24 protein-coding genes and 12 tRNA genes are annotated in these 24,067 nt (G+C 46.6%); 32 read left to right on the top strand and 4 right to left on the bottom strand.

Annotated features, from left to right (window positions below):
* The first annotated feature begins 10 nt into the window (after positions 1 to 10).
* The 4 genes from J2S00_RS01275 to J2S00_RS19865 all read left to right on the top strand — a co-directional run bounded on the left by J2S00_RS01275 (position 11) and on the right by J2S00_RS19865 (position 2,248).
* Positions 11 to 511: a PTS sugar transporter subunit IIA gene (locus tag J2S00_RS01275; protein ID WP_307334640.1), complete on the top strand. Its 501-nt coding sequence runs from the start codon at positions 11 to 13 to the stop codon at positions 509 to 511.
* Positions 512 to 642: 131 nt separating this feature from the next.
* On the top strand, positions 643 to 1,491 hold the full coding sequence (locus tag J2S00_RS01270; RefSeq protein ID WP_307334639.1) for a PRD domain-containing protein: 849 nt from the start codon (positions 643 to 645) through the stop codon (positions 1,489 to 1,491).
* A 308-nt stretch (positions 1,492 to 1,799) separates the two neighbouring features.
* The gene (locus tag J2S00_RS01265; protein ID WP_307334638.1) at positions 1,800 to 2,000 is read left to right on the top strand and encodes a hypothetical protein; all 201 of its coding nucleotides are present in this window, start codon (positions 1,800 to 1,802) and stop codon (positions 1,998 to 2,000) included.
* Between the two features lie 167 nt (positions 2,001 to 2,167).
* Complete coding sequence (locus J2S00_RS19865) at positions 2,168 to 2,248, top strand: alpha/beta-type small acid-soluble spore protein (RefSeq protein ID WP_370875816.1); 81 nt, start codon at positions 2,168 to 2,170, stop codon at positions 2,246 to 2,248.
* Here J2S00_RS19865 and rarD read toward each other — a convergent pair whose 3' ends face one another.
* A complete protein-coding gene (rarD, locus tag J2S00_RS01260) occupies positions 2,249 to 3,184 on the bottom strand; it encodes an EamA family transporter RarD (RefSeq protein WP_307334636.1) in 936 nt (311 codons plus the stop codon). It abuts the gene before it with no gap.
* 233 nt (positions 3,185 to 3,417) lie between these two features.
* Here rarD and J2S00_RS01255 point away from each other — a divergent pair, with 233 nt between their 5' ends.
* From J2S00_RS01255 to J2S00_RS01225, 7 genes are all read left to right on the top strand, one after another.
* Entirely contained in the window at positions 3,418 to 3,981 is a 564-nt protein-coding gene (locus tag J2S00_RS01255; RefSeq protein ID WP_307334634.1) for a TVP38/TMEM64 family protein, read from the top strand.
* A gap of 164 nt (positions 3,982 to 4,145) precedes the next feature.
* Positions 4,146 to 5,294: a methyltransferase domain-containing protein gene (locus J2S00_RS01250; RefSeq protein ID WP_307334633.1), complete on the top strand. Its 1,149-nt coding sequence runs from the start codon at positions 4,146 to 4,148 to the stop codon at positions 5,292 to 5,294.
* Positions 5,291 to 6,340: an SPL family radical SAM protein gene (locus J2S00_RS01245; RefSeq protein WP_307334631.1), complete on the top strand. Its 1,050-nt coding sequence runs from the start codon at positions 5,291 to 5,293 to the stop codon at positions 6,338 to 6,340. Before J2S00_RS01250 ends, J2S00_RS01245 begins: the two co-directional genes overlap by 4 nt.
* Before the next feature lie 579 nt (positions 6,341 to 6,919).
* On the top strand, positions 6,920 to 7,378 hold the full coding sequence (locus J2S00_RS01240; protein ID WP_307334629.1) for a macro domain-containing protein: 459 nt from the start codon (positions 6,920 to 6,922) through the stop codon (positions 7,376 to 7,378).
* Positions 7,379 to 7,388: 10 nt separating this feature from the next.
* Positions 7,389 to 7,760 carry a DnaJ family domain-containing protein gene (locus tag J2S00_RS01235; protein ID WP_307334627.1) on the top strand — a complete coding sequence of 124 codons (372 nt, stop codon included), beginning with the start codon at positions 7,389 to 7,391 and terminating at the stop codon, positions 7,758 to 7,760.
* A 169-nt stretch (positions 7,761 to 7,929) separates the two neighbouring features.
* Positions 7,930 to 8,064 carry an NUDIX hydrolase gene (locus tag J2S00_RS01230; RefSeq protein ID WP_307334625.1) on the top strand — a complete coding sequence of 45 codons (135 nt, stop codon included), beginning with the start codon at positions 7,930 to 7,932 and terminating at the stop codon, positions 8,062 to 8,064.
* Positions 8,065 to 8,131: 67 nt separating this feature from the next.
* Entirely contained in the window at positions 8,132 to 8,680 is a 549-nt protein-coding gene (locus J2S00_RS01225) for a GNAT family N-acetyltransferase (RefSeq protein ID WP_307334624.1), read from the top strand.
* 130 nt (positions 8,681 to 8,810) lie between these two features.
* Here the strand turns inward: J2S00_RS01225 and J2S00_RS01220 are convergent, their stop codons facing one another.
* From J2S00_RS01220 to J2S00_RS01210, 3 genes are all read right to left on the bottom strand, one after another.
* Complete coding sequence (locus tag J2S00_RS01220) at positions 8,811 to 9,122, bottom strand: hypothetical protein (protein ID WP_307334622.1); 312 nt, start codon at positions 9,120 to 9,122, stop codon at positions 8,811 to 8,813.
* A gap of 202 nt (positions 9,123 to 9,324) precedes the next feature.
* The gene (locus J2S00_RS01215) at positions 9,325 to 11,094 is read right to left on the bottom strand and encodes a B12-binding domain-containing radical SAM protein (protein WP_307335195.1); all 1,770 of its coding nucleotides are present in this window, start codon (positions 11,092 to 11,094) and stop codon (positions 9,325 to 9,327) included.
* 104 nt (positions 11,095 to 11,198) lie between these two features.
* On the bottom strand, positions 11,199 to 11,762 hold the full coding sequence (locus J2S00_RS01210; RefSeq protein ID WP_307334621.1) for a hypothetical protein: 564 nt from the start codon (positions 11,760 to 11,762) through the stop codon (positions 11,199 to 11,201).
* Positions 11,763 to 11,900: 138 nt separating this feature from the next.
* Here J2S00_RS01210 and J2S00_RS01205 point away from each other — a divergent pair, with 138 nt between their 5' ends.
* From J2S00_RS01205 to J2S00_RS01105, 21 genes are all read left to right on the top strand, one after another.
* The gene (locus J2S00_RS01205; RefSeq protein WP_307334619.1) at positions 11,901 to 12,113 is read left to right on the top strand and encodes a hypothetical protein; all 213 of its coding nucleotides are present in this window, start codon (positions 11,901 to 11,903) and stop codon (positions 12,111 to 12,113) included.
* Between the two features lie 84 nt (positions 12,114 to 12,197).
* Positions 12,198 to 13,556, top strand: coding sequence for a sensor histidine kinase (locus tag J2S00_RS01200; RefSeq protein ID WP_307334618.1), 1,359 nt, complete (start codon positions 12,198 to 12,200; stop codon positions 13,554 to 13,556).
* The gene (locus tag J2S00_RS01195) at positions 13,546 to 14,193 is read left to right on the top strand and encodes a response regulator (RefSeq protein WP_307334617.1); all 648 of its coding nucleotides are present in this window, start codon (positions 13,546 to 13,548) and stop codon (positions 14,191 to 14,193) included. The genes J2S00_RS01200 and J2S00_RS01195 overlap by 11 nt, the downstream gene beginning before the upstream one ends.
* 582 nt (positions 14,194 to 14,775) lie before the next feature.
* Positions 14,776 to 14,850 (top strand) — tRNA-Gln (locus J2S00_RS01190).
* A gap of 4 nt (positions 14,851 to 14,854) precedes the next feature.
* Positions 14,855 to 14,928, top strand: a tRNA-Gly gene (locus J2S00_RS01185).
* A gap of 11 nt (positions 14,929 to 14,939) precedes the next feature.
* Positions 14,940 to 15,017: transfer RNA gene (locus J2S00_RS01180), tRNA-Ile, on the top strand.
* Between the two features lie 110 nt (positions 15,018 to 15,127).
* Positions 15,128 to 15,203 (top strand) — tRNA-Lys (locus J2S00_RS01175).
* Between the two features lie 13 nt (positions 15,204 to 15,216).
* Positions 15,217 to 15,304, top strand: a tRNA-Leu gene (locus J2S00_RS01170).
* Positions 15,305 to 15,332: 28 nt separating this feature from the next.
* Positions 15,333 to 15,407 (top strand) — tRNA-Gly (locus tag J2S00_RS01165).
* Between the two features lie 21 nt (positions 15,408 to 15,428).
* Positions 15,429 to 15,505 (top strand) — tRNA-Arg (locus J2S00_RS01160).
* A gap of 5 nt (positions 15,506 to 15,510) precedes the next feature.
* A tRNA-Pro gene (locus J2S00_RS01155) sits at positions 15,511 to 15,587 on the top strand.
* Between the two features lie 44 nt (positions 15,588 to 15,631).
* Positions 15,632 to 15,708 (top strand) — tRNA-Met (locus J2S00_RS01150).
* Between the two features lie 31 nt (positions 15,709 to 15,739).
* A tRNA-Ser gene (locus J2S00_RS01145) sits at positions 15,740 to 15,830 on the top strand.
* A 31-nt stretch (positions 15,831 to 15,861) separates the two neighbouring features.
* Positions 15,862 to 15,938 (top strand) — tRNA-Glu (locus tag J2S00_RS01140).
* Positions 15,939 to 15,942: 4 nt separating this feature from the next.
* A tRNA-Tyr gene (locus J2S00_RS01135) sits at positions 15,943 to 16,027 on the top strand.
* 296 nt (positions 16,028 to 16,323) lie between these two features.
* Positions 16,324 to 18,693: a DUF8726 domain-containing protein gene (locus J2S00_RS01130; RefSeq protein WP_307334615.1), complete on the top strand. Its 2,370-nt coding sequence runs from the start codon at positions 16,324 to 16,326 to the stop codon at positions 18,691 to 18,693.
* Positions 18,694 to 19,620 (top strand): ABC transporter ATP-binding protein, encoded by a 927-nt coding sequence (locus tag J2S00_RS01125; RefSeq protein WP_307334613.1) that lies wholly within the window; start codon positions 18,694 to 18,696, stop codon positions 19,618 to 19,620.
* Positions 19,617 to 20,504: an ABC transporter permease gene (locus J2S00_RS01120; protein ID WP_307334611.1), complete on the top strand. Its 888-nt coding sequence runs from the start codon at positions 19,617 to 19,619 to the stop codon at positions 20,502 to 20,504. The genes J2S00_RS01125 and J2S00_RS01120 overlap by 4 nt, the downstream gene beginning before the upstream one ends.
* A 4-nt stretch (positions 20,505 to 20,508) precedes the next feature.
* Positions 20,509 to 22,122 carry a DUF1542 domain-containing protein gene (locus tag J2S00_RS01115; protein WP_307334609.1) on the top strand — a complete coding sequence of 538 codons (1,614 nt, stop codon included), beginning with the start codon at positions 20,509 to 20,511 and terminating at the stop codon, positions 22,120 to 22,122.
* Positions 22,123 to 22,183: 61 nt separating this feature from the next.
* Positions 22,184 to 23,173 carry an AAA family ATPase gene (locus J2S00_RS01110; RefSeq protein ID WP_307334607.1) on the top strand — a complete coding sequence of 330 codons (990 nt, stop codon included), beginning with the start codon at positions 22,184 to 22,186 and terminating at the stop codon, positions 23,171 to 23,173.
* The gene (locus tag J2S00_RS01105) at positions 23,170 to 24,054 is read left to right on the top strand and encodes a DUF58 domain-containing protein (RefSeq protein WP_307334606.1); all 885 of its coding nucleotides are present in this window, start codon (positions 23,170 to 23,172) and stop codon (positions 24,052 to 24,054) included. Before J2S00_RS01110 ends, J2S00_RS01105 begins: the two co-directional genes overlap by 4 nt.
* The last annotated feature ends 13 nt before the right edge of the window (positions 24,055 to 24,067 follow it).

Below are 24,067 nucleotides of genomic sequence, written 5' to 3'. Positions count from 1 at the left end.
GTGATTGACAATGTTTAAAAAATGGTTTGGCATTAAAAGCAAGCCCAGCGAAGAAACTTTAGTTGCTCCCTTAAGTGGACAAGTGGTTAGGTTGGAAGAGGTGCCTGATCCCACATTTTCACAAAAAATGATGGGCGACGGCATCGCCATTCAGCCGGATGAGGGAAAAGCCGTCGCTCCAGTTGACGGTGAGGTTGTGCAAGTGTTTCACACCAAACACGCTGTGGGCATCCGCTCCAAGGCTGGTGTGGAAATACTGATTCATATCGGGCTTGACACGGTCAATATGCAGGGAGAAGGTTTTGAGGCCCATGTCAAACAGGGGGATAAAGTGAAAGCCGGTGACCTGCTGATCACCTTTGATCTCGGTCTGGTTGAAGAGAAAGCGGCAAGTACGGTTACACCGGTGGTCATAACAAATGGAGGTCACGTTGAAAATGTGCAGCAAATCCACCATAATAAAGTTACAGCCGGACAACATGATTTGATCAAGCTCAAAATCAAGGAATAGCCATACGCCAATGGGGCTGCCTGCTTGGATAAGTGCGTCAGTCCGGCCAGGCGGGCAGGTCTCAAAAGGTAATTACAGCCCTCAATTGGACAGTCCGGTTGTCTCTTATAAGGAGAGGTGGAAGTGCGCAGATGCGGTCCAGATCTAACCCCCTAAAGATTAAAAAAATCCTCAATAACAATGCCGTTGTGGTCAAAGATGGTCATGAAGAAAAAATCGTCATGGGTGCAGGCATTGGTTTTCAAAAGCGGAAAAATGATATTATCAACAAAGAAAAGATTGAAAAAATCTTTGTCATGAAAGAGGAAAATGAAAAGTTTCAGGAACTGTTGCGCACCCTTCCTGAAGAGCACATTGCCCTTGCCGAAGATATTATTTCTTATGCTGAAAAGAAACTGGGAACCAAACTGAACAATCATATTCATATTGCCCTGACTGATCACTTGTCATTTGCTATTGACCGGATTGAAAACGGCATCAAGATAGAGAACAAGTTACTGAACGAGATCAAGGTCTTATACAAAAAAGAGTTTGAAATTGGCATGTGGGCCATAAGATACGTGAAAGATAAACTGAATGTCAACATGCCCCCGGATGAAGCAGGGTATATTGCCCTTCACATCCACACCGCCAAAATTCAGGACAGCAGCATGGAAAATACCCTGAGGCAAACAACCATGATTAATGAGCTAACCAGCATGATTGAACAAGAGCTGGACATTTACCTTGATCAAGAGAGCCTCTCATATCAGGGGTTAATTACCCATCTTCGTTTCGCCTTAATGAGAGCGGAAAGTGACGAACCATTTCACGCCATGGATCAAGACATGCTGGCGCTGATTAAAAATAAATACACACAAGAGTTTCAATGCGCCCAAAAGCTGGCTCAATATCTGGAAAACGAATACGGCATTATCTTTCCCGAGTCGGAAATTGGCTATATTTCCCTGCATTTGCAGCGTGTCGCCGACAAAGCATAATTACCACAGAATGATAAGGGATTGTGACCGGTGATTCCCGGGCAGGACCTGAAATATATAAGGGTAACAGGCCTGATTTTAAGGTGACCTTATATATTTTGGGTCTTTTTTTATTTCAGTTTAATATCCAAGATGTCTAGAGAGGGAGATACAACCATCAAACTGCAAGAACTAGCCAAACAACTATTGCCACTATTTAGAATAAATTTAGAATAAAATAGGCATAACAGGGTGAGACAACTCAACCTTCCGCACATACAATACGGTAGATTGAGAAATGACTGCTTGTGCGGAAGGGGAAGGTAGGGATGGTCAAAAAGAAACTAAAGCGGTTCAACAGGCAGCCGGCAGGCAAGTTTCAACATACGATGAAAATCGTCACTTCGGACAAGTGTGAAACTTGCCGGCAGTGTGAACGCGGCCTGGCCTACTTGGAAAAGATGTCCCAGCCAGGGGCTATAGGCTATGGTGTACCTTGTATCCTCACCAAAGGAAAAGCGTTTAAATAAGGATTTACATCAAGCGATGTTCATTGATGGGCATCGCTCTTTTGTACTTTGGGAGTGTCAGATTGTAACTGTGGCCGCGTTAATCATGTGCCATGAATAGTCCGTGGACCGATGAGTTAAGCTAATTTTAGCACAAAGAAAGGGGATGACCTGGATGGCCAGACGTAATCGGCGGCAAAATGGTAAAGGAAATGATCAAAATGGCTCAGCAACAATTGGCAAACCACCATAATCTCAACAAGAGGTAACTAAGCTCCAAACGATTTTTTGCGGTTCAGTTTTGTTTCCAATTGAACCATGAGTTTGGTTTTTGACAGTGAGTAAAGTGTTAAAGCACTCCAGATAAACATAAAGCTGATCAAATGAATTTTGCTAAACGGTTCATTGAAGACGAAAATGCCCAGACATAGTGTAATGGATGGGGCGATGTATTGGAAAAAACCAAGCATAGATAATGGAATTTTCCTTGCTCCTTGGGCAAACCACAACAAGGGAAGAGCAGTGGCCATGCCGGCCCCCGCCAAAAGCAGAGAGGTGCTGACAGAGCTGGCACCAAAGGAGCTGTTTCCAGCGTTGTGTAGCAACGCCACATATAATAAGGCTACCGGTAAGGTTAACAACGTCTCAAAGGCCAGGCCGATCATGGCATTTAGATTGGCTATTTTTTTGGCCAAGCCGTATAACGCAAAACTGAGGGCTAGTGATAAGGCAATCCACGGAATGGTGCCGTATTTAACAGTGATAATCAGCACGCCAATCGTAGCCAGGACAAATGACCAAGATTGCCAGAAGGTTAATCGCTCCTTAAGGACAACAATACCCAGTAAAACACTAAACAGGGGATTGATATAATAACCCAGACTGGTTTCGATCACCCGGTCATTGTTAACGGCCCAAATATAAATCAACCAGTTGGCGCTGATGACCACAGCGGAGGACATTAATGCAAGGGATTGCTTCCGATTGCGACAGATGGAGAGACATTCTTTCTTCAGTTGTGGCCACTTGGAGCTCACAGCCAGAATGAGGGCGACGAATACAAAGGACCATATGATCCGGTGAGCCAAAATTTCAAGCGCTGGGATGTTTTCTAACAGTTTCCAGTATAAAGGCAGCAATCCCCAAGCCGCATAAGCAGCTATCGCATACCATGCCCCAATGATGACTTGTTTTTGATTCTCCATGGCTAGTTACCTCGATTCACGAAATAATTTCTACCTCTCCATTATAGAGGGTTTCTAAAAAAAATAACAATTATTTTGCTTTAATGGGACTGTTGTATACATAAATTGATTTGTTGGCATTCAGCAGTTATTATTATCTCTTTTACAGTGGGGAGAGCATCATGAATAAATGGCTTTGTTGGCTCGGATTATACGCGTTAGTCTTATATTTGTCATATCATTATCGGGGACCTTTGTTAGCTTGGATTAATCAAGGGGATCTTTCACAGCTCCCCATGGTGTTCGTTCTGGCCACGTTTTTGTCTGTTTTCCCCGTTATCCCATTTACCTTGTTTGCCGGGGTGATGGGCGCCAAATACGGTGTTATCTTGGGAACGCTGATTAACTGGTTTGGGGCTGTCTCATCAGCCGCTATTTTCTTTTTCCTTGCCCGGTCCGCCTTAAGCAGCTACTTTGACAAAACCATTCAGCGATTTAAGAAGCTGGACAAGTTAACAGACATGATTGAAAAGAACGCCTTTGTGGCGGTGCTCTTTGTCCGCTTGGTACCGATTGTACCGACGCCAGTGGTTAACATTTATTCAGGCATCAGCAACATGTCTTTTGTTACCTATTTTGGGGCGACAGCCATTGGTCAGATTCCGGGGATGTTTGTGTATGCCTTGTGCGGTAAGCAAATGTTTTCCTCACCTTCAGTTTTGATGTGGACACTGGGTGGATATTTGCTTTTTATGCTGGCCGTATTTGGGCTTTACAGCTTGTGGTATCGTGGTAGACTGAAGGTAGCGGTAGATTAGGGACCTTGTACAAAAAACAAACTAAGTGGATGCTTTATTAAACGTAGGACCGAAGGCCATTCGGTCCTTTTTGTCTGTACACAACACGTTAAATATGGTAGAATGGAATCAATGGTTCATATAATAGAACTAAGTTTTATATAATGAAACTAAGGAGGGTGCCCATGATAAAAGTTATCAAACTTGATCATGTGCAGATTTGTATACCGGTTGGAGCGGAGGACAGAGCGCGGGCATTTTATACGGATATCTTGGGGTTCAAAGAAATCCCGAAACCCCAGTCATTACTCCCCAACGGGGGGTTGTGGTACAAAGTTGGGGATATTGAGCTGCATATTGGAGTGGAACCTTTTCAAAAAGAGCATTCCAAGCGGCATCCTGCCTTTGAAGTGGCCAATTTGGCAGAAGTTCGCCGTTATTTTGAAAAGCAAGGCGTGAAGACAAGAGATGAAACACCTATTCCCAATGTAGAACGGTTCTCCTGCTTTGACCCCTTTGGCAATCGTATAGAATTTCTTGAACGGAAACCTGGCCGGGTTGAAGAAGGGAAAAGAGATGTACAAAACCAGTTCGGGCGTAGTGCGGAAGCTTATGTCACCAGTGATATTCATGCCAAGGGAAGAGATCTGGCCAAATTAGTAGAGATTGCGGCAGTTACACCGCAGGATGTGGTTCTGGACGTAGGAACAGGGGGCGGTCATGTGGCCAATGCTCTTGCTCCCTTAGCCGCTAAAGTGATAGCAATGGATCTTACCCCTGAAATGCTGGAAGCCGCCCAACGTTTTATTAGTGCAAACGGGTATCAAAACGTCGATTATGTGCAAGGGGATGCTGAACAGATGCCGTTTGGCCCGGAAACTTTTGATGTGGTTGCCTGCCGCATTGCCGCCCATCATTTTCCCAACGTTCAAAAGTTTATAAACGAAGTTTTTCGTGTGCTAAGGCCAAGCGGACGCTTTTTGCTGGTGGATAATGTGGCAGCGGAAGACGATGAAATTGATCAGTTTTATAATGAAATCGAAAAACTCCGGGACTACAGCCATGTCCGGGCTTGGAAAAAGTCAGAATGGGTGCGCATGTTGGAGGAGAACGGTCTTGTCATTGAAGAATGTTACCGTTTTGCTAAAACGTTTGCGTTCGAAGAGTGGTGCAGCCGCATGAATTTGCCGGAGGAAGACAAAAGGGAATTGGCCGCTTTTATCGTGAGGGCGCCAGCACCTGTCCGCCAGAAACTGAAGGTTACAGCCGAAGGAGACCGGGTCACCTCTTTTGAAGGGGAGGCCGTGCTCATCAAGGCAGTTAAGCTGTCATGAGCTATAACAGGAGATATGTTAACGCAGATTATACCAAGGATTTTCTAATGAATACCCCTTCTAAAATTGTCCCCAATGTGTTAAACTGGGTGCAAACATATGTTTGTATTGGAGGATCACGAATGTCTCCTGTTTGTGAACCCCTTACTGCCAAGCAGGTGTTGAACCGGGTGAAGGCCCCTTCGATGCCGTTTGAATGGTCACTTAACCCGTACCGCGGGTGTCAGCATGGCTGCAGCTTTTGCTATGCGCGGGCCACCCACCGTTTTTTGGACTTGGAATGTGATGATACCTTTCAACACTACATTTTATATAAACAGAATGCAGTGGAAGCATTGACGGAGCAACTGAAACGCATGGCCGGTTTCAGCCGTACTTTGAAACATCTCGGCACAGTGGCCATCGGGACAGCGACCGACCCTTACCAGCCATTAGAAGGCAAGTTGCAACTGACCCGCAAGTGTCTGGAAGTTTTAGCCCGTTATCAGGTACCCGTCAGCATTACGACCCGTTCGCCCCTTATTTTGCGTGACATTGATATACTTAAAACCTTACCTGTGGTGTCTATCAATTTCAGTGTCAATACGATGCAGAGACATATTTGGCGCATGCTAGAGCCTGCTTCACCCCATCCCCGGCAGCGTTTGGCCGCAGTACGCCGGTTAAGCCAAGCAGGATTGCCAGCCGGTATTTTCTTGGCCCCGATTGTTCCCTATTTAACGGACCGTCCCCGGGATTTGCGGGAGGTCATTGCCTCTGCAGCGGAGCATGGGGCACGGTTTGTCATGCCTTCCTATCTCAGGCTTACCACTCCCGAGGTTAAAACGTGGTTCTTGCAGGTCCTCAAACAGCGGGAGCCTTCCCTTGTCCAACGTTATGAAGCACTTTACCGGTACGGGCGTCTTCCAGACCGCTACCGGGAGCGTATCGACCGGCAGATTAACCAGTTGCTTGAACACTACGGTTTTTCGCGGGAACGTGCATCAGAAGACACTAGCCGGGAGGCGCTGAACCAAGAACCGCAACAGTTGTCTTTCTCTTTTTAAGTGGATAGCAACCGCCTTAACATCCGAAAGTTTACACAACCTCATCTTGCTGACAAGCAACCATTATAAACATTAATAAAATAATCCCTAGTAATTTTTTAATCATCCTTGTTCACCGTCTTTCCATATTTCTTCATAAACTATTATAAACTACTATACGTTAACCTATAATATGCTTAGAGAGTCTAGCCGAAAGATCAACTGGACTTGTAGAGTTAGTATAGTTTCATGGACACATTTTAGTTAAGTCCCTTACAATGAAAAAGAGAGGATGTGTCCAAAAAACGAACTACGCAGGAACTATTAAAAAATTAAAAAAATACCTTATATATTTGTTCATTATTGAAAAATAATTACTTAGGGGAATTGATTTGTAGTTCGGAAGAAGTTCTAGGATTTGAAAAGATGAGAGTGAAACATTCTCTCCTATTCATCACTGGTAAACTTTGTAACCCATAGAGCGTTTGGAAACTTTATGGCAATTATTTGGTAAATTAAGAAAGTAGACCAAATAGAATGGTACTTGGGTGGCCGTCTTATCGAAATTTATTCATATACAAGTACAAGGAGATGTTCGATATGCCCTTGGTGATTGTAAAAGGTGATCTGCTCCAGTCTGATTGTGATGTGATTGCCCACCAGGCCAATTGTTTTTCTTCCATGGAAGCGGGCATTGCCAAACAGATTAAAAAGTTGTATCCTCAAGCCTATGAAGCTGACCGGGATTTCCCGTATCCCCCAGAGCAGCGCTTGGGAAAAATCTCAGTCGCTAAAGTAGCTGCAGACCGTTATGTGGTCAATTTGTATGGGCAATTCCACTATGACGGGCCTGGTCCTAAAACTGATTATGCCGCACTTGAGTCAGCACTGACCGAGATGTTTCGTTATGCGTATGAGGGTCTAAGCAACCCTAAATTTGGTGTGCCATACAAGATAGGTTGCGGTCTGGCCGGTGGGGCCTGGGCTAATGTTTCTGAGATCTTGGACCGGGTTTCAGATCAATTTAATCAAACCATCTATGCTTACAAATTAGAGTAGGTGATCACCCATGGATATTCTGTCTCAAATTGCGGAAGAAAAAATCCGCGAGGCGATAAAAAAAGGGGAGTTTAACAACCTGTCTGGGCAAGGCAAACCGTTAAATCTGGAAGACTTATCCCGGGTTCCGGAAGATCTCCGGGCGGGTTATAAGCTGCTGAAAAATGCGGGTGTCCTGCCTGAAGAGCTGCAACTGAAAAAAGAGCTGGTTAATCTGGAAAGTTTGATCGAATGTTGCTATGATGATGAGCAAAAAGCGAAGCTGAAAAAAGAACTGAACGAGAAGATGCTCAGATTCAACCTGCTCATGGAAAAAAGGAACAAAACCGGCTCAACTGCTCTGCAAGCCTATCAAGGCAAGATCGACAACCGTCTTAAATAGAAAAAGGGAAGACGGCCACGATCCAATAGGGCTAGATGGTGTGACTGACAAAAGTTCAAAAGGTACTGGCCTGGAAACAACAGTTGAACACACAAATTAATAAAGGGTGATTCAATGTCAACCAATTGGTTAAAGTGGGCCCAGGGGGCTGGGCAGATATCGGTATCATGTGTACAAAATTTTTATTCAGTGTGAGTTGGTCGGCGGGGTGGCTGAGAGCGGTCTGGAAACACAGAATGTCCGTTTTTGTGGGGAACATGAACTGCCCCCATTGTCTGTAGAGCGAACACCCCATCCCAGTTGAATTATTATTTGAATATTATAAGAGCCCTGGCAAACCACCGCTCGTGGAGTAAGAAAGGAGAGTGACCATGTTTTATTACCGGATTGATAAAGAGACCGAGCTGCGCATCCTGGAATTGAGATATGCAGAAGCGCTTTTCCAGCTGACAGACAGCTGCCGGGACTATTTGCGGGAATGGCTTCCCTGGGTGGATGCGACACAGTCTCCTGAGGATACCAAATCTTTCATCCGTTTTAGCCTCAAACAATTTGCTGAAAACAACGGCTTTACAGCAGGCATTTTTTACAACGGTCAGATCGCTGGTACGATTAGTTTTCACAGCTTTGACTGGGTTAACAAGTCCACCAGTATTGGCTACTGGCTAGGAGAATCCTTTCAGGGTAAAGGTATGATGACCAAAGCAGTGAAGGCTTTAGTGGACTATGCCATCCTGGATCTGGGTTTAAACCGGGTTGTGATCAAGGCGGCGGTCAATAACCATAAAAGCAGAGCCATCCCTGAACGTTTGGGTTTTGTCCAGGAAGGCATCGAAAGAGAAGCTGAATGGGTCAATGACCGCTTCCTGGATCTCGTGGTGTACAGCATGCTCGCTAAAGATTGGAGAGAGAAGCAATGACCACTTTGTACCATGTTGGCCGCATCCATTCAGCAAATGCCTGCGTTGGATGGTGTTAATGAAGCCCTCGAAACAGCAGGTTTGAAAAATAACATAACATTTATTATGTAAACTAAAAAGCAAAAAAGCCCTAAAACAAATAGGGGAAAATAAAGCTGCAGATAAAAAACAGAATGGACGCCACAAAAAAAGGGCTGACCGTGATTGTGTATTTTTGTAATCGTTCCTCATATACGCCCCGTGTTTCATGTTGTGTTTCCAGTTCGGCTCTCTTAGAAAAAAAATCTCCGCTGACAGCATAAAAGGCGGCCACACCGATGGCCACTCCGCCAACAAAAAACATGGTGTGAGACCAAGGGAGACCAATCTGGCGGGAAAGGAGAAAGGTGATGAGGGATAAGATCATGAGATGAAGTAATAGAAAAGCAGCATATTTTTTCACAACTTGTTCACCTCATCACTAAGGTATCATGTTCAAGCCCGTTGCTCAACGATTTAAAAAGTTGATGTGATCGGGACATACACCGATGACAGGGGAGAGCCAAAAATCATTTTGGAGAAAAACCTGACTCAGCAATAATCACAAAAAACCATGGTTTTTAGGCCATGGTTTTTCGCTGTCATAGGTACTGGATGAGGACGGGTTAAGCGTATTTTTCAGATCTAAAATGTTCTGCAGGTGCACAGAAAAACGCTACAGTGTCCTGTTTCGGATGATAATAAACGATCAGCAGGGTAGGCTGCAACCTTACTTTACCTGCAGCCAAGTAAAGGCCAAGGTCAAAATCCAGTAACTCCATCATCGTATGCTTGTGCAGCTCCTGTTCAGACAACCCCAGCTGGACAAATTCACGCGAAACCTTTTCCGGCTTGTCTGTCAACAGTTTAATATACGCTTTTCGTGAGCTTTTATCAAGCTTAGGTTCCCACCATGTTGTTCGTGGTTTATGCTTGTGACGGATTAAATAGTCATACTTCATCAGCCCTTCAATGACCTGCAGGCGCCGTGTGCGGCGCTGAGTGAGGAATTCGTAGAGGCGGCGGAACAAATCTTCTAACTGATGTCCAATTTTGGCCCAGCCCCGGCTGTCCCAGTAGTCGCCAAATTCCTGAAAAAAGTCAAATGGAGTGTCAAATTCGTACTGTGTCAGGTATTTCACCGTATGATCCATCCGGTGAGCATTCCAATACTTTTCCAATACATCCTCTACACGTTTAATGCGCACAATATCATCAAAGGGAAGAACATTGTTTTGCAAAATTTCATATGGCGCGTGATCCATATAAACATAACCATGATCGCTGGCCCGTTCACGCAATCCTGTTCCACGCAGCATTTTCAGAAAACCAAGCTGCAATTCATCCGGCTCCAAGGCAAACACGTCATTAAAGGTTTTGCGGAAAGAATTGTAATCTTCCTCAGGGAGACCGGCAATCAGATCAAGGTGCTGGGTGATTTTTCCTCCATCTCGAATCATGTTAACATTCCTGGCTAATTTCTTAAAATTTTGCTTGCGACGGACCAACTCATTGGTGATATCGTTGGTTGACTGTACCCCGATTTCAAAGCGGAAAATGCCTTCCGGGGCATGCTCATTCAAAAACTGGATGACTTCGGGGCGCATGATATCAGCCGTAATCTCGAACTGGAAGACGCATCCCTGGTGGTTATCAATCAAAAATTGAAACATCTCCATGGCATAGTCACGTTTAATATTAAACGTCCGGTCCACAAATTTAATCAGCTTGGCACCGTTCCGGATTAAAAACAGTAACTCTTCTTTCATGCGGTCAATATTGAAATAGCGGACACCAACTTCAATTGATGAGAGACAAAACTGGCAGCTGAACGGGCATCCCCGGCTTGTCTCTACGTAAGTGATTCGTTTGGCCAGATGAGGCAAATCCTCCTCAAACCGGAAAGGAGAGGGGATTGTATTCAGATCTAGCTTGGGCCTAGGTGGATTGATTACCGGACGGCCCTGCTTGTTCCGATAAGCCAGACCAAACACCAAATGATACTTTTGACTGCTGTGGATTTCCTGCAGCAAATGCTTAAAAGTTTCTTCACCTTCTCCGACAACGATGAAATCCACCTCCGGAATACGCTCCAGCCAATAAGCAACGTCATAGGATACCTCTGGACCGCCCAAGACAATCTTCAGCTCTGGTTTTACTTTTTTGAGCATCTTAATCACTGGGATTGTTTGCTCAATGTTCCAGATGTAGCAGCTGAATCCCAGCACATCAGGCGTCTGGGCGTACAGGTCAGTGACAATACTCATGGTCGGCTCTTTAATCGTATATTCTTTTATTTCAACCGGGAATTCCGGTTCGGCAAAGCTTTTTAAATAACGCAAGGCCAGACAAGTGTGGATATATTTGGCATTTAATGTGCTGACGATCACTTTCATGTAAATCCCTCTATTCCCTTCTAGAAATGAGAATGCACCGTCTTCATTAAGTATAAGCCCAATGGCCAGACGGCGCAAATAGAGGGTTCTGTTAGGCATTCGCCTTATGATTGGAGCTGATTGATTTTTCTTTTCATTTCCTCTACGGTTAAGCCGTGAAACGTGGGAAATCCTTCTTCCAACAAAGCGATGGTTCTGCCCTGAGGGTCCAGCGGGTATACCCCTTGCCACACCCCGACCACATAATAATGGCGTGTGGTGTCACATTGTTTCAGAAACAACACATAGTCCACTGAATCAGCCAAAGGGCCAGGATACACTAAGTTTATCGGATCCTCAGGGGGAGGAAGAGGTTCAACACCCGGACGAACAATCTCCACCCTGCGGGAACCTGGACCGTGTATCACCTCTTTAACCTCAAAACTCTGATAGAAGATCACCAATTCGCCATCGTTTACTTTTTGATTTGTGGGTTCTTGTTTCGGCTCTTCCCTGGGTGTGCCGTAAACAATGAGATCAGCTTGATCCACCAATGCTTGTGCATTGGGCACTTTTGCAGTCAATTTCTCAAGATCGATGTTAGCCGGCTGCTGAGCAGCTACTACGCCGATCACAAGACTGGTGATGACCCATACAATCGTGAGCATGCAAGCAACATAACGACTCATAATCAACTTCCCACCTCGTTTAATCATCCCTTGTTCTTTATTCTTACATATCGTTCCTATTCCTGCGTCTTCTTATTCCTTTTCAAATCGAATATGGTAAAGTAGGTATAGAATCATACGGGCAAAGGGTGAAACTAGATGGGTAACGCAGATCGAGTTGATGAACTTTTCACATTAAAAACAATTGCCGAAACGTTAAACCAATGTGTCGACCTGGATGAGATGTTGCCAAGCGTTCTTGAAAAGCTGCTGCAAGTCACTGAACTGAAGACAGGATGGATTTTTCTTGTCAAGGATCGGCCTCATTATTCATGTGTGGCAGATCACTGCCTTCCTCCGGCTCTGGAATAGGAGAACAAAAAGCCCATGCGCCACATGTCTTGTTGGTGTCTGGACAAATTTTGGTCCGGGCAATTGCAGCAGGCTGTCAATATCATGGAATGTAAACGGCTGGAAGATGCGGTGACTTATCAGTGGGGAGATACCCAAAATTTGACTCATCACGCTACGGTCCCATTGATGGCAAGCGGCAAACGCTTTGGCTTGCTCAACGTTGGCTCTCCGGGCAAAGAACACTTTACAGAAAAGGAATTGACGTTATTACAATCGGTTGCGTTTCAAATCGGTACGGCGGTAGAGCGAATTAATTTGTTCGAAGCCCAGAAACAACGGGCGGAATATTTTGCTCAACTTGATGAACTGACCCGGGTCCTCTGGAAAATAAACAATATAAGGGTATTACCTGAAAAAGTGGTACAACATATTGCCCGCCATTTTCAATGGCCTGTGATAAGTTTGTTCCTCATAAAAAACCAACAGCTGCGCTTGGAAAGCCTTTTTTATAAAGGAGAAGCAGTCGTTACAACCAAAATCGATCATAAGCTTTCTCTGACCAATGCTCACGTCATCAAATCAGCTCTGGAGCAACAGAACATCGCCCTTGGGCAGGAAAAGCTTGCTTTTCTGCCAGATGTAAGAGAAAAAAACACGTGGCATGCCGCAGCTGTTCCGCTGATACTGTCGGATAAACCCATCGGCTTGCTGTATGTAGCCCAAACAACGGACAACCCGCTTTCCGAAACGGAAAGAGACGTCCTTAAAGCGTTGGGAGATCATCTTTCTTTGTTGATCGAAACGATCCGTTTGCATGAGCAGAAGCAGGAAATGCTCCTTGTTGAGGAACGAAACCGGTTAGCCCGGGATTTACATGATTCGGTTAATCAGAAGCTTTTTTCGTTATCCCTTATGGCCCGGGGTGCCAAAGAATGCCTGCCTACCGATCCTCAATTAGTGGGCGAGTCACTGGAAGAAATCCAAACATTGTCCAAGGAAGCCTTGGCTGATATGCGCTCTCTCATTTGGCAACTCCGACCTGCCAACGTGGAAGCAGGCATTATGACTACCCTCAAACAGTACGGGCAAAAAATAGGACTAAAGATTAATGATCAAGTAGAAGGGATCGCCCAATTGCCACGCCGTGTAGAAGAAACATTGTGGCGGATTGGTCAGGAAGCACTTAATAACATCAGAAAACATGCCAGAACAAACGTAGCAACCATTAAATTAACGATTGATAAAAAACAAATCAGACTGAGTATCATCGATGATGGATGCGGCTTTAATCCTCATGCTGTTGATGGGAATGGCTATTCGCTGGGCTTAACCAGCATGAAAGAAAGGGCAGAAGAGGCAGGCGGTTCTATTCATATTTACAGCCAGGAAAACAAAGGCACTAGAGTGCATGTGAGCATACCATTAAAGCAGGATGGGGGAAGAGAAACAAATGAAGATTAAAGTGTTGTTGGTAGACGATCATGCCATTGTGCTTAAAGGATTAAAGTTTTTTCTGCAAACCCAAAGGGATATTGAAGTGGTGGGAGAAGCGCGAAACGGAAAAGAAGCTATTGCCAAAGTAGAGAAGTATCAGCCTGACGTTGTGCTGATGGATCTGATTATGCCGGAGATGGATGGGATTGAAGCCACGCGGAAGATTAAGGAGACGTATCCGCAGGTCAAAGTGATTGTCTTAACCAGTTTCTCCGATCAAGAATACGTATTGTCCGGTATTAAAGCGGGAGCAGAAGGATATCAACTTAAAGATGTGGAGCCTGATATCTTGGTAGAAGCGATCAAAAAAACGGTTAGCGGGGAAAAAGCGCTTCATTCTCAAGTGACCCATCAACTGGTGACACATGTCACCTCCCAGGAAGAATCAGCAGTGAAATTTTCAAGTTTAACACCCAGAGAAAAAGATGTGCTGTACCATATCACATTGGGCAAAAGCAATAAAGAGATTGCGGCGGATCTCAATGTAACAGAAAAAACGGTAAAAACACATGTTACACGTATTTTGGCCAAATTGGAGTTGCATGACCGCACGCAGACCGCAGTGTATGCAATTAAGCATAAATGGTTTGGCCATCAACAATGAGGTATTATTGCTAAACTGAGACTATAGTCTGAATCTGACATGAGGAAAGGCCTTACATTGGAGTGAGACCTTTTTTGTATTTTAAAATCAACCGCTTGCCCGACGCTAAAGAATCCCTCCGTTGTTATAATTCCAGTGACAGTAAAAATAGAGGTTAATTGCCGTCAATCACGGAGGGATTAACATGTATAATCCAACAGATCATGAGTGGGTTTTAAAACAGTATATGGACGACGTCCGTTACAATGCGAACCATGCGTGGAAGTATAAACACTTGAGCAAAGGGAGTCAAAATCGTTTCTGGTCTTTGATTAAAATAATCAAGCGTCTGTTTAAAAAATCACCTTAATATGTTAATCATTTGGGGGAAAGCTTTGAATTGTCTTTCTTTATTTAAAGAGGTTGCAAAAATGAAAAAGTCCTGGTATATTATCTCTTGCGTTGATTTTGACAGATTATATTTGTGGCCCGTTAGTGAAGTGGCTTAACAGACCGGCCTTTCACGCCGGCATTCAGGGGTTCGAATCCCGTCAGCTCCGCCATCTAGAATTTGTATATAATTAAATCATTAATAAATTGTGATGGGCTGTAGCCAAGTGGTAAGGCAACGGGTTTTGGCCCCGTGATGCGCTGGTTCGAATCCAGCCAGCCCAGCCAACGAGCGGGTGTAGTTCAGTGGTAGAACTCCAGCCTTCCAAGCTGGTAGCGTGGGTTCGATTCCCATTACCCGCTCCATTTCCTTCCATGGGAGCTATAGCTCAGCTGGTTAGAGCGCACGCCTGATAAGCGTGAAGTCGGTGGTTCAAGTCCACTTAGGCCCGCCATTTTTAGTCGATAATTACCTGTTGAGTTTGTTTTGTTATCCAATTTTGAGGGTGTAAAAAAGGTGTTGCAAAAACAGAATAAACGTTGTATACTAACACTTGTCCTTAATGAGCCGTTAGCTCAGCTGGTAGAGCATCTGACTTTTAATCAGAGGGTCGAAGGTTCGAATCCTTCACGGCTCACCATTATTTACAATGTGCGGGTGTGGCGGAACTGGCAGACGCGCTAGGTTCAGGGTCTAGTGCCCATTACGGGCGTGGGGGTTCAAATCCCTTCACCCGCACCATTTACACTGTTTATCATAAACATGATGAGCGGAAATAGCTCAGGGGTAGAGCACCACCTTGCCAAGGTGGGGGTCGCGGGTTCGAATCCCGTTTTCCGCTCCATTTATCACAAAAATATAACAAGCGCCCTTAGCTCAACTGGATAGAGCGTTTGACTACGAATCAAAAGGTTGGGAGTTCGAGTCTCTCAGGGCGCACCATCTTTCGGGAAGTAGCTCAGCTTGGTAGAGCGCCACGTTCGGGACGTGGAAGTCGCAGGTTCAAATCCTGTCTTCCCGACCATTTTTTTCTTTTCTATTCTATGGTTATTTTTTAAATTTTAATTTGGCGGTGTAGCTCAGCTGGCTAGAGCGTACGGTTCATACCCGTAAGGTCGTGGGTTCGATCCCCGCCGCCGCCACCATTTTACCCATTGATTATCATGATGAAAACGCGGAGGAGTACCCAAGTGGTTGAAGGGAGCGGTCTTGAAAACCGCCAGGGGCTTCGCGGCCCGCGGGGGTTCGAATCCCTCCTCCTCCGCCAGGAAGCATTTATATCCTGATTTAACCATCGTGGCCCGTTGGTGAAGTGGCTTAACACACCGGCCTTTCACGCCGGCATTCAGGGGTTCGAATCCCCTACGGGTCACCATTGTGGAGGGGTAGCGAAGTGGCTAAACGCGGCAGACTGTAAATCTGCTCCCTCTGGGTTCGGCGGTTCGAATCCGTCCCCCTCCACCATAACCTTAAGCTTTACATATTGTCTTAATTGACATGACTCCGTTTTTACTTTGATTAATCCTCTGAACTCTATTCAGAGGGTTTTTTGTTTTTTCAAATATTTTTGTTCTCATGACCTGGGAGTGAGTGATACAATTATTTTCATGATCTTACTTTTTTAACTTATTTTATAGTTCTTGTTCATTAAATAATCGAAACTTTTTTGCTGTTTGAAGCGTCTTATTATTGATAGTAGTGGTATAGAAAAAATCATAAAGTAACGGGGGTTTTCATATATGTATATGTCTGTCAGTCGGATGAGACCCAACACGTTTCGCTGTTTAGTTTGTGCTCTGGTGGCTATTATCGTTGCTTCATTATTACTGACTTCAACCATTTTTGCGGATGAACAAGTGAAATTGGAAGTAAAAGTGGGATTCGGCGGTGTGTACAAGCCTGCCAGCTGGGTTCCTGTCCAAGTGAAAGTGACCAACATGGGTGAAGATATTGAAGGAGAAGTCACCATTGATATCCCTGGTGACTTTGGCGGAGTCTATTACCGGCCTGTGGCCATTTCCCAAGGTACCACCCAAATGGTGTCGTTGTATGTGCCCGGCGACTATTTGTCTGGTGCATCTGTCCGCTTGGTGCAAGAGGGGAAGGAAGTAGCCAAAACCACCTTGAGCGGACCATCTTTGTCAGGTGAAGCCATTTTAATCGGTGTGTTAGCCGAAGATCCGAATACGGGCAGCTTTCTGGAAAGCTTGCCTAAAGACATCTTTCACAGTTCTGTTCGGGTTGTTGCTTTAAATCGCAGTGACATACCTGAAAGGCCCATCTTTCTTGATGGCCTTGATGTGATCGTGATTAATGATTTTTCCCGTGATCAGCTCACTTCTGCCCAAGTTGAATCGATTCAGGAATGGACATTGAATGGCGGCCTGCTTGTCCTGGCTGGAGGGCCACATTACGATAAACTTCCTGATAGGCTTAAAGATATTTCTCCTGTAAAGGTAAATGGGACGGTGTCTTTAAAAGAACTGCCAGGTTTGGACACCGATATAGCTGACAATATACCCCTTCAAAGACCGCTGACGATCAGCCGCACTCGAGAGGTTAAGGGACAAGTTGTGGTTGAGCAAGACGAGAATCCCCTGTTTGTCCTTGGACCAGCTGGGCATGGGCATGTCCTGTATGTTGCTTATGATCTGGCCGGGGAGTTTATCAACGCTGGGGAGGGGCATCAACATGTGTGGGCTGAGCTGCTCAGCAGAACAGTGGTGACGTCTGCTGGATACGATGCAGCGAAGATGGATCCTTATGATCAGTACTGGTCATTGCTGCAGGCTGCTGAACGCATCCCGTCATTGCAGCTGCCTGACTTAAGCACGATCAGTGTTCTGTTTGGACTGTATATCGTCCTGGTCGGTCCAGTCTTATACTGGATCTTAAAGCGTCGGGACAAACGGGGCTGGATGTGGATGATTGTGCCCGGCGTTGCCTGCCTGATTGGCTTGGTTATCTTTTTCTATGGCAGCATGGAGCGTACGCAGAATGTGCTTGTCCATCAAGTCGGCATCCTTGATCTTCAACAAACGGAGCAGGCCCAGCTGACAGCGGTGTCAGCCATCTTTGTTCCCAAGGGCGGCGATTACCATCTGCGCTATAACGAAACGGGAGGCGTAAGGGCTGCCATTGACAGTTATTACCGTTCATATCCGCCTGCGGACACCAACCGTGATGTCTGGATCACCCATCCTCCCCAACAAGCTGACATTGTATTTAAAGATGTTGAATACTGGTCATTGCGAAAAGCCTTGTTTGAAACGTCACTGCCGGATATCGGTCATTTTGAATCCCAGTTTGTCTTTCAGGAAGGGGAAATGAAGGGCACTGTCACCAATCACACATCTTTAACCATTTATGATGCCAAAGTGGTAAGTGGGACCAGGGTGCATGATATTGGCACACTGGAGCCTGGTGAGTCACAAGAAGTGTCTTTTACATATAATCCGGCCCAGTCAGGCAGGGACGTATTTCCGCCAGTCGAGCGTCTGCTGCCAGATAGCATCAAAACAAACGTGCCTCAGCACAACTATTATTCAACCAGAGAATATTTGATTCTGGATATGTTCAATATGCACCGTCCGTTCTCCATGATGACTGACCCATTTATGATTATTGGTTGGACAGATGTTGACGTGATTGACTTGGAAATAGCGGACCATTCCTATCAAACCGATTCCCTGCTGCTCGTCAAAGCGGCTTTAAATGTGCTTCCTGCACCTGATGGGTCTGTGTTTGTTCCCGAAGGCGTCGTTAGTCCCGCTCTGGTCGACAGTGACGACACTGTGGAGCATTCAGGGGATGGTTACGTCATCCGACGAAATGGGGAACTGGTCTTTGACATTAAAGTGGAACATCCCCATATGACCGTAGAGCCAGAGGAGATTTATCTGCGTACCTGGAGTCATGACAACCCACAGTTTACAAGAGAGATTTATAACTGGAAAACAGAAACCTATGAACCATTGGATGAGGTGCTTGATCAGCACACTTTGGTAGTGAAGAAGCAGCCAGATTACCTCTCCGAGGAAAACATGATACGGATCCGTTTATCCAGTTCACAAGATTTCCAACATATTGGGATACCCAGAATCAGCTGGCAGGGACAGGTGGTGGAGTAAATGATTAAACTTGAGCAACTAACCAAACGGTTTGGAAAAACAGAGGCCTTAAAAGGCTTGTCACTGGAGATCCAGGAGGGGACTGTTTTCGGGTTTGTTGGACCCAATGGGGCTGGGAAATCGACCACCCTGTCCATCCTGGCTACTTTATTGGCTCCCACCAGTGGAAAAGCCTTTATCGGCGGATTTGAGGTGACGGAAAATCCCCGGGAAGTCCGCCGGTTGATTGGTTACATGCCTGACTTTTTTGGTGTTTATGACAATCTTAAAGTGGAGGAATACCTCGATTTTTACGGGGCCAATTATGATATTCCCGTACGGGAGAGAAAAGAGATCATCCCCAAACTGCTTGAGCTTGTCAATTTAATCCATAAACGGGAAGCTTATGTAGACAGTTTGTCCCGGGGGATGAAGCAGCGTCTGGGTCTGGCCAGATGCCTGGTGCACAATCCACAGGTCCTGATCTTGGATGAGCCGGCTTCAGGCCTTGATCCCCGGGCCAGGGTGGAGCTGAGGGAGATTTTAAAAGAGTTGCGCAACATGGACAAAACGATTTTAATCAGTTCACACATCCTGCCCGAATTAGCTGAAATGTGTGATCAGATCGGGATTATAGAAGGCGGGGAATTGGTGACGGTAGGAACCATGGAAGAGATTAATCTGAAGATAAATGAACAAAAAATCATCACTATCCGCTTGTTAAACGGGTGGGAGGAAGTGATTCAGATGTTAAGCAGCCATCCCTTGGTCACGTCGGTCAGGCGAGTGGATGATCGTATTGAGGCTGGTTTTAGTGGTTCCGATGCTGAACAGGTCCAGCTTCTTGCCGAGCTGATGAAGAGGGGATACCCTGTTGTGGCTTTTAGTGAAGCCCAGGGAAATCTGGAGGAAATCTTTATGAAAATTACGAAGGGGGTGGGATCATGAATGTCTTTAAGCGATTACACAATCCGATTCTGGTCAACGAGCTGCGCTTAAGAATGCGGTCGGGACGGGCGCCAGTGGCCATTACGCTTTACCTTGCTGTTTTGGGCGGGATTGTTTTTACCTTTATTTATCTGATGACAGGGGATCAAACCTATTTTAATCCCCGGGCTTCACGGGAATTGTTCATGATGCTCACCATGCTGCAATTTGCCTTAATCGGTTTTGTGACGCCAGGGCTGACAGCAGGGGTGATCAGTGGCGAAAGGGAGCGGCAAACGTTAGATATCCTGCTTACCACCAATTCATCGGCATCGAAAATTATCTTGGGAAAATGGCTGTCCTCCCTCAGTTTTATGATGTTTCTGGTGTTGTCCTCAATTCCGCTCTACAGCATTGTCTTTTTATACGGAGGCATTTCTCCCCAGCAATTAGTTAAAGTCTTCTTGTTGTATTTAATCACCATGTTTGCTGTGGGCAGCATTGGCATTCTGTTCTCCACCATGTTTAAACGGACAGGTGTCGCCACTGTTTTTACCTATGGTTTTATTTTTGTTTACCTGGCCGGCACGTTTATTGCTTCAGTTGTCATACAGGAACTGGCTTATCGTTCCGCGCAGGGTTATCCACCCCAAAATGTGTTTTGGGCTGAATTTTTTCAGAGTATTAATCCGTTATTCCTCATGTTATATGTTTTTGACATTGGACCGCTTAGTGACAGGATGGGTCCTCCAGGGTCTTTCGGTGGTGCAGGCCCCCAATTTGCCTTGCCTGTGGATCCGTATGTCCTGTATCTGATGGTGCTGGGCGGAATGTGCCTGATCTGTTTATTGCTGGCCATCTACTTCATTAAACCGGTACGCCCATCGCTCAGGTTAAAGAGGTGAGAACGTGTTTACACGCCGGGAAGATGAACTTTACCGCTTATTGTCCCCGATTCGGAAGCGGTTGATTTACCGTTTGATCTGGAACATCAGCTGGCGGGTGATCCCTGTGGCGCTTGGTTTGGGGTGTGGGATCCTTGTGCTTTCCCGTGTGATTCCCCTTACCCAGGCCAAGCTGTTCCTGTGGCTGGTGGTGCTGCTGTCTGCAGCAGCCGTCTTTATGGCTACCTGGACACAGCGTCCCACTTATCGTCAGGCGGCCAGGGAAGCAGATCAACGGGGCTTAAACGAGAGCGTGATGACCGCTTGGCAATATGGTGCTGATCCGTCCCCTATTGCCCGGCAACAAAAGAAAGATGCCATTGAACAACTGCGTCATCATCTGCCGGCCATACTGAAACAGATGCCTGTCTTGAAGGTGGCCGGCACACGGTTGATTGTGTCTGGCAGTTTACTGGCCACTTTGATGCTGCTCATGGTTTTACCCAATCCCATGGATGATGTGCTCTACGAACGACAAATCACCCAAGAGGCCACTGACGAGGCCACACAGAAATTAGAAGAGGCCAAGCAAGACATCAAGCAGAGCGGACAATTGACAGCGGAACAGCAGGAGGACCTGATCCAAAAATTAGAAGATCTTCAGCAGCAGTTGCAGGAAAGGCAATCTCTCTCTGAAAACATAAACAATATAGAGCAAGCAAGCACAGAGCTGGCTGCTCTAGCCGACAGGGAGAGACTGAGACAGGACGCCCTGCAACACATGTATCAAGCTGTGCAACAAGCAGCGGCCAACGCTCAGCCCGTCGACATGGATGTGCTTCAAGGGGCATTATCAGCTGAGCAGCTGGAGCTCTTAGCAGAAGAACTCAAAGCATTACAAAACAGGTTGGAAGCTTTGGCAGCAGAAGGGCAACAAGCCAATCAGAACGCCGTCACCGACCTGCTTCAGCAACAGCTTAGCCACTCTGGTCAGTTTGCGGCTCAAGCGGCTCAACTTGCCAGCCAGTTGAGTGAGGCTCAAACGGTGCTGGCCCAGGCACAGCAGCTCTTGGCCGGAGAGGTGACTTCCTCCGGCACATGGGCTGCCAACCCCTCCCAGCCGGCAAGCCAACAAGGGGGAAGTTCCGCTTCACCCCCTTCTTCAACTTCCGGACAGCCTGGCTCCGGGTCAGCAGGCAGCGGGCATGCCGAACAGCAAGGCCAAGGCAATAGCCAAGGTGAGGGGCAGTCTGGTTCGACCGGAGAAGGGACCGCTCAGGGATCCGGCACTCAAGGGTCCGGAGGGGGAGCAGGCGGAGGAGGAACGGGGGGCAGCGGATCAGGACCAGGGGGAAGCGGTGCCGGTCTGGGTGCTGGGTCGAGGCAACTTGTTTCTGTGCCCAGTGAACGTATCGCCGGACAGGGTGACCACCAAGCCACCATTGGCGGGCCAACGGGAGAGGGTGAAAACGGAGAACGGTTGACCCGGCAAAGTTATGGGGCATCTGGAACGGTGACCCCTTACCGGGAGGTTTATCAGCAGTATGAGCACTATGTCCGGGAACAGCTTCAGTCCGGACATATCCCCCCTGCTTATGAGGACGTGGTTAAACGGTATTTCAGCCAAATCGAACCGTGAACAAACGAACAAATTCAAAAAGAGACAATAAAATTACAAAAATCAAAGGAAGGCGTTAAATATGCAAGCGGAAACAACGACGGCTTATTTTGGAGAGTACAGATCCATCATTGACCAGGTTCGTCAGGAAATCGGAAAAGTAATTGTTGGTCAAAAGGACGTGATTGAACACTTATTGTGGGCGGTGTTCAGCGGGGGGCATGCCTTGTTTGAGGGGGTGCCTGGCCTGGGAAAGACGCTTCTGGTCCGCACGTTGTCTCAAACATTTGATATCTCTTTTAAACGCATTCAATTTACCCCCGATCTGATGCCTGCCGATATTGTGGGCACGAACATCATTCAAGTGAATAAGGAGGGGCAGCAGTACTTCAAGTTTCAACCGGGACCTGTCTTCGCTCACATTGTCTTGGCCGATGAAATCAACCGAGCCACACCCAAGACCCAGAGTGCCCTTTTGGAAGCGATGCAAGAGCGTACCGTTTCCATCGCCGGGCAAACAAGGAACCTGCCTGAGCCTTTTTTTGTGTTGGCCACTCAAAATCCTCTGGAACAGGAAGGCACGTATCCTTTGCCAGAAGCTCAACTGGACCGTTTCTTGCTCAAAATTGATGTCCCTTTTCCGGCTGCAGAGGAGCTGAAGGAGATTATCAGGCGAACAACGATGGGCAGAAATCCGGAAGTCTCCCGGATCACCAGCGGAGACACGATTCTAGAGATTCAACGGGCGGTGAACGACATCCTTGTGGCCGATGAAGTACTTGATTATGCCGTCAAAATGGTCATAGCCACCCACCCTGACTTAACCCCGGTCCCATCCGTACAGCAGTATGTGCGGGCTGGGGCCGGACCAAGGGGGTTGCAAGCCCTGATTAAACTGGGCAAAGTTCGCGCTTTTTGTGACGGGCGTCTGCATGTTGCCTACGCCGACATTCGGACAGTCGCCTGGCCTGCCCTGCGTCACCGCCTGTTGCTTAATTTTGAGGGGGAAGCCAATGGGGTGCGTACGGACCAGCTCATCACCGACATCATTGAAGCGGTGAAAACAGAATGAATGAAGCGCCTGTTCTTGATCCAGACTTTTTGCGACGCTTGGAGCAGATGAAGGTGCTGAGCAGGAAAATGGTGAGCGGCAGGTGGGCTGGAAAAAGACGTTCCCGCTTGTTAGGCCAGTCAGTCGAGTTTGCCGATTACCGTTCTTATACGCCTGGTGATGATATTCGCCGTCTGGACTGGCATGCTTACGGCCGGCTGGGCAAGCTGTTCTTAAAAACATACCTGGATGAGCAAGAGCTGCACATTTCATTGTATATTGACAGCAGCCGGTCCATGGCCTTTGGCCGCCCGCACAAGTTTCAGCGTGCAGTGGAATTATGTGCTGCGATTGGCTATTTGTCTCTCCACCATTTTGACCGCGTGTCCGTCTATGCTTTTGATCAGCAAATTAAAGCCAAACAGCGCAACCTGACAGGTAAAGGACAGGTCAGGGAGTTGTTTCAGTTTTTGCAGTCCTTAAATCCGGCACAGGAAGGGAATTTGAACACAGCCCTTGCTGATGGCCGGGCGGTTCATGGCCAGCCAGGCCTTGCCATTATTTTCTCAGATTTTTTATTTCCGAACGGTTATGAAGAGGGTATCCGCTTTATCCAAGCAGCCCGTCAAGAAGTGATTCTTGTTCACCTGCTCTCACAACACGAGCGGAACCCCGGCCTTGAGGGGGATTGGCGGCTGATCGACAGTGAAACGGGAGAGGGAAAGGAAATCAGCTTAAACCCGCGGGTCCTAGGCCGGTATAAAGAGGCAGTCAGTCTGTTTCAACAGGAGATCGCTGCCTTTGCTTTCAAACGCGACATGTTATATGTGGATGTTCACACGGAACATTCCCTCGAACATACCATTTACCGCGTGTTCAAATCAGCAGGGATGTTAGGCTGAAAGGAGGGGAACC

Origin of the sequence: Caldalkalibacillus uzonensis, from assembly GCF_030814135.1 — a bacterium.
GTDB classification, from domain to species: Bacteria; Bacillota; Bacilli; order Caldalkalibacillales; family Caldalkalibacillaceae; genus Caldalkalibacillus; species Caldalkalibacillus uzonensis.
Note: the sequence above shows the minus strand (reverse complement) of the source record. Positions and strands in the feature narration are given on the sequence as shown.